We start from the raw sequence: 13451 nt of genomic DNA on the forward strand, positions 1-13451 counted from the left end.
AATTAAACATTAAAATCTTCTGGTGCACTACCTGTTGGTAAAGAAGATTTACTTAAATCGGTATCTTTTTTAGTAGTTAAAAAAGTAAATTCAGTTACCTGAATTTCTGTAGTATATTTTGTTGCACCATCTTCAGCTTGCCATTGTCTAGATTTTATGCGGCCTTCAATGTAAATTTTATCTCCTTTAGAAAGGTATTTTTCACATATTTCGGCTGCTTTATTACGAACAACAATATTGTGCCATTCTGTAGAGGTGATTTTTTCTCCGGTAGTTTTATTAATATATACTTCGTTTGTAGCTAATGGAAAACGGCCTATGCAATTGCCTCCTTCGAAATAATGCATTTTCACTTCGTCACCTAGATGACCTATCAATATTACTTTATTTAATGTTCCATTCATGGCTTATAAATTATTAGGGTTAATCAAAAATAGTAATTTAATACGAATTAAAATAATTTGAAACCATAAAATTATGAATTACAATTGGGAAAGGTAATTTTACTATTTCTGTAAATGGTTTTGCGTCAGGTAATTTAGAATTGAAATGAAGTGCAAAAAACCGAATATTCAAGTGTTGATGCGATAATTTATGAAGAATTACATCGTTGTGTAAAATTAAAATCTCGGAAGGCTTTTTGTTGTAAAATTGCATTCCTTTAATTTGATTAATTGCTTCTTTTTCAGTGAGTAAATTTTCGGTTTCAAGAACTGGAAATTCATATAAATTTTCCCAAATTCCTTTTCCTTCTCTTTTTTGTACTGTAAAATTAGAATCAGAATCTTTTAATACAAGATAATTGAGATATCGGTTAGTAACTTTTGTTTTTTTTGTTTTTACCGGTAATTCTGCTACTTTTTTGTATTGAAGCGCAGCACAACTCGTATTTAAATCACAAGAAGTGCAGTTTGGATTTTTTGGTACACATTGCAACGCTCCAAATTCCATAATGGCTTGATTAAACAATGCCGGATTATTTTTGTTGAGTACTTCTTGTGCTAGTTGTTGAAATTCTGTTTTAGTTTTAGGCAATGAAATATCGCTATCTAGATTAAAATAACGGCTCAATACTCTAAAAACATTTCCGTCTAAAACAGCTACAGGTTCATTATAGGAAAAAGAGGCAATAGCTGCTGCCGTATATTCTCCAACACCTTTTAATTTTAGCAATTCTTTATAATTTGATGGAAATTTGCCATTTAATTCAAAAGCAATATATTTTGCTGTTGCGTGTAAGTTTCTTGCTCTGGAATAATATCCTAAACCTTGCCATAATTTTAAAACTTGCTCTTCTTTTGCGTTTGCAAGATCAAAAACTGTTGGAAAAGTTGCTGTAAAAGTTAAAAAATATGGCAATCCTTGCGCAACACGCGTTTGTTGTAGCATAATTTCAGACAGCCAAATTAAGTACGGATTATCGGTGTTACGCCAAGGTAAATCGCGCTTGTTCTGTAAATACCAATTAATTAAAGAGTTAGAAAATTCCATGATTTTTTATATGGCAACAAAAATAAATCTTTAGTAATTAAAATTTAATCAATTAACGTTGAATTATTGTTTTTTTAATTCTTATATTTGCAAACTCAAAAAAATACACAAAATATAAATACGAAAGAAAATGACGAAAGCAGATATCGTAGCGAAAATCTCAGAGAAATTAGGACTTGAAAAAGGAGATGTTCAAGCAACAGTTGAGACTTTTATGGAAGAAGTGAAAAACTCGTTAGAAACTGGTGATAATGTTTATTTAAGAGGTTTTGGAAGTTTTATTATTAAAACTAGAGCTGAAAAAACAGGAAGAAACATTTCTAAAAACACTACAATTAAAATTCCTGCACACAACATTCCAGCTTTTAAGCCTGCTAAAGTGTTTGTAGAAAGCGTTAAAGAAAAAACAGAAGTTACAGTATAAAAACTATTTATTAATCTAAACACCAACATGTTATGCCAAGTGGTAAAAAAAGAAAAAGACATAAGGTAGCAACTCACAAACGTAAGAAAAGAGCGAGAGCAAACCGTCATAAAAAGAAAAAGTAGTTTAAAACTACTTTTTCTTTTTTAGAAAAAAGTTCATTGAAATTAATCAATTCAAAATTGATTATCGGGAAAAATCCTGTAAAATTATTTTTAATCCATCTGTGAAAATGTTAGATGATGGATGTTATATGACGGATGAATTTAAAAACATCAATCAACAAAACATCAAGAACCGAGCACAAACAGATAAAAATGTACTGCATGAACAAAGAATTAATTATTCGATCAGGTTCAGACGCTGTAGATTTTGCCTTATTAAAAGATGGAAAACTAATTGAATTACACAAAGAAGAAGAAAAGCAAAGCAATTTTGCGGTAGGCGATATTTTTATAGCCAAAATCCGTAAGCCAGTTGCTGGTTTAAATGCAGCTTTTGTGAATTTAGGTCATGAAAAAGATGCTTTTTTGCATTATCATGATTTAGGTCCTAACTTACCTTCTTTGACAAAATTCATTAAACTTGTAAGCGCAGGTAAAATAAAAGATTATTCACTCAAAAATTTTCCTTTTGAAGCTGAAATAGATAAAGATGGTTCTATAAATGATATTCTTAGTGCCAATCAATCTGTTTTAGTTCAAGTAGTTAAAGAGCCTATTTCTACTAAAGGTCCCAGAATTAGTTCTGAGATTTCTTTAGCAGGAAGATACGTGGTTTTAGTGCCTTTTTCTGATCGAGTTTCTGTTTCTCAAAAAATAGAATCGAGAGAAGAAAAAGATCGATTAAAACGACTGGTTCAATCTATTAAACCAAAAGGATTCGGTGTTATTGTACGAACAGTAGCCGAAGGCAAAAAAGTAGCCGAACTTGATAAAGATCTACAAACATTGCTCGACCGATGGTCAGCCATGTGTAGAAGGTTACAAACTGCTCATCATCCATCAAAAGTTTTAGGAGAACTTAACAAAGCTTCTTCTATCTTAAGAGATGTATTTAATGATACCTTTACGGGTATTTATGTAGATGATGAAGATTTGTACCTAGAAACGAAGGAGTATTTGCAAGAAATAGCTCCCGAAAAAGTGTCTATCGTAAAACACTATCAGTCTAGAGACTTACCTCTTTTTGAGAAGTATAATATTGAACGACAAATAAAAACGTCTTTTGGAAAAACAGTTTCCATGAGCAAAGGTGCTTATTTAATTATTGAACATACAGAAGCTTTACATGTTATAGATGTGAATAGTGGAAATCGTTCAAGTAAAGCAACTAGCCAAGAAGGTACTGCACTTGAAGTAAATATGATTGCGGCAGCAGAAATTGCCAGACAATTAAGACTGAGAGACATGGGCGGAATTATTGTGGTGGATTTCATTGATATGCAAAATCCAGAAAACCGCAAAGTTTTATATGATTTCTTAAGAGAAGAAATGAGTGACGATAAGGCCAAGCATAAAATCTTGCCTCCTAGCAAATTTGGATTAATTCAAATTACTAGACAAAGAGTCAGACCTGAAGTTAATATTAAAACAAGAGAAGAAGACCCTAACAATGAACACGGGGAAATTGAAGCTCCAATTTTAATTGTTGACAAGATTGCAACTGACCTTGAACGCATTATAAAAGACCATAAAAAAGTTGTACTTAACGTGCATCCGTTTGTGGCAGCATACCTTTCTAAAGGTTTTCCATCCTTACGTTCGAAATGGTTTTTCGAATATAAGAAATGGGTGAAAATTATACCTCGTGACGCTTACACGTATCTAGAGTTTCATTTCTTCGACAAAGAAGGAAATGAAATTATAGTAAAATAATATGGGATGTATCCTGTAAACACAAAAACCGCTTTTCGTAAGATTAGCGGTTTTTTTGTGTTTACTCACTTTCAAATTCTATTTTTCGCCTAATTTCATTGCCAAAATCATCTACCACAGTAATTACATGAACTCCAGATGTAGCAAAAATGGGTTTTTCATGAAAGGTTTTTGTGGTTCCTACATATTTATCGTCTAAATACCAAAACAACTCTGCTTTAGGATTTGAATGTGCTACTTTTATAATTACTGGTTGCACTTTACTTTCAAAATCTTTAGCAAGTATAATTTTAGTATTGGCCTTTGGGTAAATAAAATCCATACTTTTTTCTTGCAAAGCATCTACACAATCACTTCTATAAGGTGGTAAATTTTGATAGTTTACATTCTTGCTTTTATAATGCCATTCCATTACTGGAGGCAAAACAAACCATGATTTACTTATCATTTCATCAACACTTTCGCAATTACTATTGACTCTAAATTGCTGGTTTTTATCTAAATGAATAATTTTATGATACGGGCAATTGTCTGTTTTTTTTGCTGTTTTTGGAATCCATTGCTTTGATTTAGGACAATGTGTTTGCGCTAAATATCCAGAAGTTTTACAAATTTCAACGTCTTCTAAATCGTTATAAGGTTTTTCAAACCATTTCGATTTTGGTAATAATCTAAAAACATCAAATAAAATAGGAGCAGCACTATCAACTCCTGTTAATAATGGTCTTCCTTCTCCTGTGGCATTTCCAACCCAAATTCCCACTACGTAATCTTTAGTAATTCCAATTGCCCACGCGTCTCTGCTGCCAAAACTTGTTCCTGTTTTCCAAGCTATTTCTAATGAAGAATCATAGAATTTCCATGCTTCATCACCTTCAGGTCGGTTGACTTCTTTCATTGCATTAAATGTCTGCCAAATAGCGCCTGCGCCAAAAATATTTTTCTGACGTGAACTTTTTCCAAAATCAGGTTGAAAATTGGCATCATAATTCAAATTCAGCATCTCATTTTTACGATATTTCGATTCATTTTCATTGAAATAAGACAGCGTAGACGACATATAAGCATAGGCTTTACATAAATCCCACAAATTAGACTCGGCACCACCTAAAATCAAAGATAAACCATAATTAGAAGGTTGTCTATTGACGTTTCGTAATTTCAATTGTTGTAATTTTTCATAAAACTGATTCACCGAATAGTCTTGCAACATCAAAACAGACGGGATATTCAAAGAACGAGCTAACGCCCTGCTTGCTGGGACTGCTCCGTCATATGTTAAATTATAATTTTGTGGCGAATAGCCAGAAATTTGTGTTGGAATATCAGGAATTAAAGTTTCAGGTAAAATATAGCCATCATTTAACATTGAAGCATATAAATAGGGTTTTAAAATGCTTCCTGTACTTCTAGGTGCTTCAATAATATCAACGTCTTTTTGGTGGTCTTTATCTGTTGGACTGTTTCCAACATAAGTAATAATATTTCTTGTTTTTACATCAACCACTAAAACCGAAATATTGTACACCTGATTTTGTTTGTAGTAGTTATAATATTGCTTTACGATTTCGTTGGTACGCTCTTGCAAATCCAATTGAATGGTAGTTTTTGTTTTTTTCTCTGGATGTTCTTTTGAAATTTTTTGGACTAAGTGAGGAGCAATTTGCGGAACATCAAATGGCTTTTGAGGCAAATTTTCTTGTAATGATAGTTCATAAGTTGATTTATCGATTATTTTATCTTCGTACAATTTCTTTAATAATCTATTACGTTTTGCCAATAATCGTTCTTGATTTTTCCCAGGATAAATTAAACTAGGTGCATTTGGTAAAACGGCTAAAGTAGCTGCCTCTGCCCATGATAATTGATGCGGTTGTAATCCAAAATATTTCCAAGATGCCATTTCTAAACCTACAACATTACTTCCAAAAGGGGCATGAGCACAGTATAACTCCAAAATTTTATCTTTTGAATGTCGAAATTCTAATCGGGTTGCGAGAACCATTTCAATTCCTTTTTCAAAATAGGAACGCGACTTTACATTTCGGTGCAAACGAATCACTTGTTGGGTTAAGGTACTTCCTCCTCGAACTACACGATTTGCTTTTCGATTTTGTTCAAATGCATGAAACATTGAAATTGGGTTAAACCCGAAATGCTTATAAAAATATTGATCTTCAAATGCGACGATACATTTTTGAAATTTATAAGGAATACTATCACTTTCAGGAAAACGCCATTGTCCATCGGAAGCGATTTTAGCTCCTAAAAGTTGTCCATCTTGACTTTCAATTACGGTAGAATAGTTGTTTTCGAAAAGTTGTCTTGGGAGTGAAAAATAGTAAACTACCAAAAGCAAAATACTTATGGTAGTTTTGATTTTGTTTGATTTTATGTAATTAATTATTCTATTTTTCATTTAAGTTTTATCCTAACAGGTTTTTGAAACTTATTAGGTCTTTAAGTTTAATTATTTTCAAAAAAGTTATCATAAAATTGATTTAACTTTTTACCTCGAAACGATTTTTTATACACTAATTGAACCGAATCTTTCTCCAAAGTTAAGTTTTCTGAATACTTAATATATTGAGCATTATGTTTCATGTCTACAATTTTTAAACCTATTTCAACTTTTTTAAAAGGAATAAGTTTTTGATTTTTCCAATAATAAATGGTTTTAGTATTGGGCATATACCAGCTTCCGCCGTATTCAACTTCAATTCTGTTTAATTGAGGTTTAAATTCGTACATACTTGAAAAAAATCCACCACCATCTATAAACTTATTTTCTTTTTCAGAATAACTGTAAAAATTATTCCAATAATTTCCGTTCATATTGGGATAACCAATTGATTGAATTTCTCTAATTCCATTATTGTTTATATCTACAATTTCAAAGGAATTAACTTCACTAGAATCCAATTTGGAAACCAAAACCCATTCCTTGTTTTTAAGAATATAAAACAAAACATTTGGCTGTTTTTCCTCATCTAAAGTAATTGGATATACCACTGCAAATAGTTCTTTGTCCTCTTTTAATTTTGTAAACGCAACTATCTGACCATTTCCGATAGGATAAAACTCTCTGTTTCCTAATACGTAAACCAAACTATCTTGATAATCAATTTTGATATTGATATTTGCTTTTAACACACTATCAATATTTACAACTATCTCTTTTTCAGTTTCTTGAATATTTTGATAAGTTATAGTGTCAGCAATAACAACATTAGTAGTATCACTAATTGAATCACTTTCACTTTTAGTCAAATTTGATTTATTGCTTTTACAACTTATAATTGTAAATAGTAAAAGCATTCCGATTTTTAGAACTATTTTCATTTGGAAAGAATATTGTTTTTAGACCTAACAGGTTTCCAAAACCTGTTAGGTCTTATAATTAATCATCAAAATCATCTATTTCATTAACAACTCCTTCATATTTTATCATGCTTTCTTTGTGTTCGAAGATGAAATTTTCTTTTCCTCCAAATAATTCAAGAACATATTCTCTGGATAAATTTGAAGGTTTGTCACTTGTGTAACTTAAAAATGAAGAATGTTTATATTCTCTAAAATCATCACAAAATTTATGTTTTACTGGATTCAAATGAACATATAAAACTAAATTTTTCAAATAATTTTCATCATGAATTTTATTTCGCTTTAAATGCTCTTGAAATAAACTACCGGTTCTATCATAAGCTTTGTTAATAGCCTTTGAATACGCGTTGAAAAAATTAGAAAACGGTAAATGAATTTTATCTCTATATTTCTCAGAAATTTCATTTTTATCTTTAATTCTAATTATTAAATGAAAATGATTTTTTAATAAACAATAAGCATAAATTTCAGCTACTCCTAAAAGATGATTTTTGATTAATTTTAGGAAATAACTGTAGTTTTTATCTTCAATAAAAATATCTTCTTTATTGTTTCCTCTGTTGTAAACATGGAAAAAAGTGTCATATTCAAATTTTTCTTGTTTCATGTATTTTTTGTTTGCATACCTAACAGGTTTCAAAAACCTGTTAGGTCTTTTTTATTTCTATTCTAATACTATTCTAAACCTAACAGGTTTTAAAACCCGTTAGGTCTTTTTAGTTATTTCACTATTTGCACCCATTGACCTTTGGTTCTTGCCAAGTAATTATTATCGTACATAGCTTCACATTGTATACCAGGTAAATAATATTTTCCTAAATAAGTTGCATTTAACAACATTGTAAATGTTTTGGTTTCGCCAGCTCTTATTCCAAAATAGAATTGTGTTCTATCATCACGAATATCTATGTAATCGGCTTTGTTTTCGGCATAACTTCCAAAATCGGTATAGCGCGAATTCATAATTTCAAATCCAGATGGAACTATTTGAGAAAGTGCTACATTTTCTAAAGATTCATCCGATTGATTTCTTATGGAAATTTGAGCAACAATTTCAGTTCCTTGTTTTACTGAATTTAAATCTAATGTATTTCCTTTTCTATCCTTATAAACAATAGTTGTTGCAATATTTTTCTGAATTTCTTTTTCCTCACCAATTGGTAAAATTCCACTATTTAAAACACGAACATAAAGAGTGCCATTGTTTTTATTTTGAATCGTAACCGAATTTAAACCATTTTTCGCAACGATATTTCGATCTGCAAAACTTTTATTAGAACTAATAACTTGCGGTTTTCCTGCAATTGAATACGTTATGTTAATTCCTTTTCCACCGTTTTTAAGCGCAAATTTTGACATCGCATACAATCCAAAAGCAGTAGTTTGTGTACTCATGTATCGATTAGAAGATAAATCTTTAGCTAGTTTGTTAGCAATTTCATAAGCTTTGGTTTTATTGTCAACTAAAATATACGTTTCTAAAACCATTGCTCTATTTCGTTCTTCTGATCCATAATAATAATTTACAAATCTGCTGTCATTTTGAATAGTGGTTGTTCCTATTAAAGATAATGCAGCTTTCTTTTGACCAGCTAAGGCATAGGCCGCTGCTAATCGTAATTTAGTTTCATTAGAAATTCCAGTAGTCTCTCGTAACCTATTCATAGAACCCATATCTGCCATGCCAGTTAATGCTAGAGTATATAATCTATACGCTTGAGCAAAATCATTACCATATTGTGCATTGAATCGCCATTTTTTTGCTTCTGATTGTTGATATGAAATCCATTTGTTTTTAAATCCAATTGGTAAAACGTAGCCTTTTTTTTCTGCTTCAATTAAAAAATGCCCCGCGTAAGAAGTGGCCCAATCATTAGCAAAATTATTTCCTTGCCAGTAACTTAATCCGCCATTTGATAATTGGAAATTGCCTAATTTTTGAATTCCTGCATTAATATTTCGTTGAATTTCAGTTTTCTTTTTATCATCAATATCCATAATATCTGATAAGTATAATTGAGGAAAGGCAGCGGATGTGGTTTGTTCCACACAACCATGCGGGTATTGAATTAAATAACTCAATCGTCCATTAAAATTGATTGTTGGAAAAGATGAAACTTCAAGCCTTGCTTTGTTACTTCCGGGTATTCCAAATGTGTTCCAATTAATTGTTTTAGAACTGTTTGCTGGAATTACCATATCTACAAAATCGTTTGTTATTGGATTAGGGTTTGTAATATCTACTTCAACCACATAAGTAGATTTTTCTTTTCCAGAAGTTGCAATAACTTCAATTTTCCCTATTCCTGTTGCGGTTCCAACTTCCAAATTAAAGAAAACTACTTTTTCATCTGGTGAGCTAAAACTTACATTTTGAGTTGTGTTTCCGATAATTCTTACTCCGTTATTTGTTTTTAATTGCACATTAACATTTTTTACTTGGCTTTCCATTGCAAAAACGGTAACAGGTAATGTTATTTTTTCGTTTGGAGAAATTTTTCTAGGCACCGAAGCCAATACCATAACAGGTTTTCTTACAAAAGATGTTTTTTCTACACTTCCATATGCACTTGTTTTAGCATCACCTGCCACAACCATTGTTCGAACCGAACCTACGTAGTTTGGTAAAGTTATCGTATGTGATTTGGTTTGTCCTTTTTCTAATTTGAATGGGCCTAAATAAATGACTACGGGTTTAAATCTATTTGCTTTTTTTGCATTTCCACCAGCCAAATCTTGATCTCCTCCAATGCTAAAAATTTGGTTAATTTTGCCGCCATAAGCACCAATAACGTCATCATAAATATCCCATGTTTTTACACCAAGTGCTTGTCTTGAATAGAATTTATCCCATGCATTTGGAGTTTTAAATCGGGTTAAATCAAGCAAACCATCATCAACAATAGCTATGGTATAGGTTATTTCTTTACCTTGTTTTTCGCTAACTTTTAAGGTTGTTTTTTGTTCTGGTTTTAAAACAGATGGAATCGTTACTTCTGGTTCTAAAATGGTGTTTTTGTTTATTACTTCAACGGGTAAAATACCATACATTCTAATAGGTGTATCGTTAATAGTTGAAGCGTGTGGTTTTAATAATGAAATATGAAAATACACATTTGGCGCCATGTCACCAGTAATCGGAATTTCAACTTGAGTTTCCCCTTTTTTAGTGGTTGCCCATAGCGTTTTTATTACTTTGGAACCATTTTCAATTGAAATTAAAGCTCTTCCGCCTTCACTTGAAGGGAAAGAAACAACAGCGTTTTCACCTACATTGTATTTTTCTTTATTAGCTGTAAATACTAACATGTTAGCCGTTTCGCTATTTCCTTGTCTCGATTTTCCTGACCAATATGGCCAATCAATATACGAAGTTAGACTAGTTGCATGACCATCTGAATTGTCTGAAACTCTAATAAGGTATCTTCCCCAATCGGCTTCGGGAACCTTAAATTGAATACTTCCTTTTCCAGATGCATCTGTTGTAACCATATAGTTTTTATAAGCAGTTGTAACTTCAGATGAATTGTATTTTGATAAATCATCTCCATTAGAATTCCACCACCAGCGCCATTCTACTTTATACACACGAACTTCTAAATTTTTAACCGATTTTGGTTTACCCAATTCGTCTAAAGTTACTATATCATAACGATTTAATTTTTCTGTTTCTAACAAGCCATATTTGTTTGGTTCAGGTGCTTTTATTCCAACGTAAGTTTTATAAGGTGAATAAGTAGCAGTAGCCACATCTGTGCTAAAATCGCCTCCATTTTCAAAAGCTTTTGTTTGAAATACTAATTTTAATTTTCCTGGCGCTTGGCTTGTTATTTTAGGTTGGATTGTTATATTTGTTTTTCCTAATTCGTTTACTTTTCCAGAAAAAACATTTACTTCTTCTGTATGAAATTTCCGTACTTCGTCATCAAAATCATACTTCTCGTATTTTTTAAAAGTAGTTTTTTGTTCTAAAAATTTGGCTTGCATTTCAATCTTTAAATTTTTAGCTATTGCACCATGTAACCAAGCTACTTCTATTTCTCCTCCGTTTAATTTATTACCAGACAATTGTTTGTCTGCAAAGCTATTTTTTATTTTTAATCGGTTTGGTTTTATAGTTTCAATTTTTATACTTTTATAAAAATGTACGCCACCAATAGAAATTTTAGCTTCCCAATTTCCAGTTGGATCATTATCTTTTGTTGTTATTTTAAATTTATAATGATTCAAATCGTTATATTTTTGCACTGTTTGATAGCGCATTTTTCCTTGTGGATCGCTTAATTTAAAAGTAATTGGGTGCGATTTTCCTAATTTACTTTCAATATCATTCAACATAAAAGCTACATGAAGGGTATCGCCTGGACGCCAAACACCTCTTTCGCCATAAATAAAGCCTTTTAAGCCTTTTTGTAATTCTTCTCCACCTACATTAAAATTACTTACAGATAATGATTGACCTTCGTCTAACTTTACATATGTTGTGTTTTTGTCTTTTGATACTATAGCAAAAAAAGCATATTTATTTAGCTCTGTTTTGGCAATTCCATCATTATCGGTTGTAATAGTTCCAAGAAGTTGTTGTTGGAAATTATACAGTTCAATTTTTGCACTTGAAACAGGTTCTGTAGAAATAATATTATTAACGGCAAATGTGTATGACCCATTGCCTCCTCGTTTTGCAATTACACCTAAATCTGAAGCAATTACATTAGTAAAAATGGTATTGTTATAATAGTAGGAATCTGAACAAGGATCTTCTCTTTCATACCAATCGTATCCTTCATAATAGTAATCATCATAATAGTCTTGATTGCTTCTTACTTCTTCATCTTGTGTAATTTCTTCATTTTCATCAGCAACATAAGTAGAGCTACATTTGTATAGAGAATGTTTTCGTTTATAGGAGATTTCTACTCTATATATAGCGCCTGGATCTGGGTTGATTATTGTGGATAAATCTATTGCATAGGCATTCCATTTACTAGAATTCTGTAATTTGTTTTTATTTAATGCAATTGTTTTTTTTGCTATGGGTTGTGCTACTTTTCTTAGATTTCTGCTTCCGTTTAGTTCGTTGTCTTGAAGGAATTGAAGAATGTTATTTTTGTAAATTTGGTACACTTTAACATCAACTGCACTCAAATTCACCGATTCGAAATTAATTTTTAAGTTGTTAGAACTTGGTAAAATAGTTCCGCTTTTTATAAAACGAATTCCGGGTTTAGTTTGTTCAAAAGTTACTTTTTTAGAAAAATTTTGCTTCATTTTAAAACCATCTTCGCTTTCAATTCCTTGAAAAACTTCCACTAAAAGTTCTCCTTTTAAAGGTTGGTCTAAAAATACCTTCAATATGTTTCCGGCTGTTGCAAAACGTAAATTAGTAGCCGTTTCAACTTGAACCAAACCACTAAAATCTTGGTCTCTATTTAAAGGGTCTGAAAAATTAAGCGCTAAAATTTGATTATTCCCTTCTTCAACTTCTGCAGATACAATTTTGAAATTATTTTTACCTGGAATTTCATATTCCATTTCACCTTTCTGCTCTATTTCAAAGGGGTTTCCGTTCCAAGAAATTTTTATTTTACTATCTTCTACTAATCTTTTAATGCTGTCGATAACAAATTTATATTCTTTTTTTGTGCTTAATTCTTTACTAAATTTAATTTTTAAATTATTGTTTTCTTGTGTAGCTGCAATTAATTTTTTTGCAGTTTCAAAATCTAAATCATCGCTTGATGTTATTATCCCATTTAGGTATTGAAATTCTTTACTATACGATTGTAAATCGTTTGTTGTAACCAAAAAATCTTGTTTAATGGTTTTTATAGTGAAATGAAAGTCTTTCAGTTCGCTAGGAACATTTGTTAATTTAGACAAATGCAATGAAATTTGATATTCTTTATTTTGGTCTAATTTTTTTTCTGGAATAAAAGCAATTGTGTTATTTGAAAGTGCAATTACTTTTCCGTCAACACTTGGGTTGATACTAAATAAATTTTTGTCTAACTCTTCGTTTGGTGACCACTCTTTTTTGTCAAAAGCTAAAACCACTCTTATGTCGCTATTAGCAGAAACCAAGCCAGAACTAAAGTTTAAGATATATGCTTTAAAAAGAGAAAAATCAGAATTAAAATTTTTGGTGCTTTTAGAACAAGAAGCGGCTACAATTACTATAAAAAGTAACTGGATGAAACGTATTTTTTTCATATGGAACAAAAATTAGAGCGTTATTTTATTTTTTATGCAACATCAAAAGATATACCAATTTACAA

8 protein-coding genes are annotated in these 13451 nt (G+C 31.0%); 2 read left to right on the plus strand and 6 right to left on the minus strand.

What is annotated here, in order from left to right; all coding sequences use genetic code 11:
* Window positions 1-2: 2 nt before the first annotated feature.
* Together GFJ99_RS05290 and mutY are read right to left on the minus strand one after the other, a co-directional pair.
* Window positions 3-404, minus strand: coding sequence for a single-stranded DNA-binding protein (locus GFJ99_RS05290; RefSeq protein WP_008254913.1), 402 nt, complete (start codon window positions 402-404; stop codon window positions 3-5).
* A gap of 37 nt (window positions 405-441) precedes the next feature.
* Window positions 442-1491, minus strand: a complete 1050-nt coding sequence (mutY, locus tag GFJ99_RS05295; RefSeq protein ID WP_153207835.1) for an A/G-specific adenine glycosylase — start codon at window positions 1489-1491, stop codon at window positions 442-444.
* 130 nt (window positions 1492-1621) lie between these two features.
* On the opposite strand from mutY, the gene GFJ99_RS05300 reads away from it, so the two are divergent.
* Both GFJ99_RS05300 and GFJ99_RS05305 read left to right on the plus strand, forming a co-directional pair.
* The gene (locus tag GFJ99_RS05300) at window positions 1622-1915 is read left to right on the plus strand and encodes an HU family DNA-binding protein (protein ID WP_008254909.1); all 294 of its coding nucleotides are present in this window, start codon (window positions 1622-1624) and stop codon (window positions 1913-1915) included.
* 326 nt (window positions 1916-2241) lie between these two features.
* Complete coding sequence (locus GFJ99_RS05305; protein ID WP_153207836.1) at window positions 2242-3792, plus strand: Rne/Rng family ribonuclease; 1551 nt, start codon at window positions 2242-2244, stop codon at window positions 3790-3792.
* 61 nt (window positions 3793-3853) lie between these two features.
* Here the strand turns inward: GFJ99_RS05305 and pbpC are convergent, their stop codons facing one another.
* From pbpC to GFJ99_RS05325, 4 genes are all read right to left on the minus strand, one after another.
* Complete coding sequence (gene pbpC, locus GFJ99_RS05310; protein ID WP_153207837.1) at window positions 3854-6211, minus strand: penicillin-binding protein 1C; 2358 nt, start codon at window positions 6209-6211, stop codon at window positions 3854-3856.
* Between the two features lie 47 nt (window positions 6212-6258).
* A complete protein-coding gene (locus GFJ99_RS05315) occupies window positions 6259-7134 on the minus strand; it encodes a hypothetical protein (protein ID WP_153207838.1) in 876 nt (291 codons plus the stop codon).
* 58 nt (window positions 7135-7192) lie between these two features.
* The gene (locus GFJ99_RS05320) at window positions 7193-7783 is read right to left on the minus strand and encodes a transposase (protein WP_153207839.1); all 591 of its coding nucleotides are present in this window, start codon (window positions 7781-7783) and stop codon (window positions 7193-7195) included.
* A gap of 113 nt (window positions 7784-7896) precedes the next feature.
* On the minus strand, window positions 7897-13386 hold the full coding sequence (locus GFJ99_RS05325; RefSeq protein WP_153207840.1) for an alpha-2-macroglobulin: 5490 nt from the start codon (window positions 13384-13386) through the stop codon (window positions 7897-7899).
* Window positions 13387-13451 lie beyond the last annotated feature (65 nt).

It is taken from the genome of Flavobacterium sp. LMO6 (assembly GCF_009495795.1).
Classification (GTDB): Bacteria; Bacteroidota; Bacteroidia; order Flavobacteriales; family Flavobacteriaceae; genus Flavobacterium.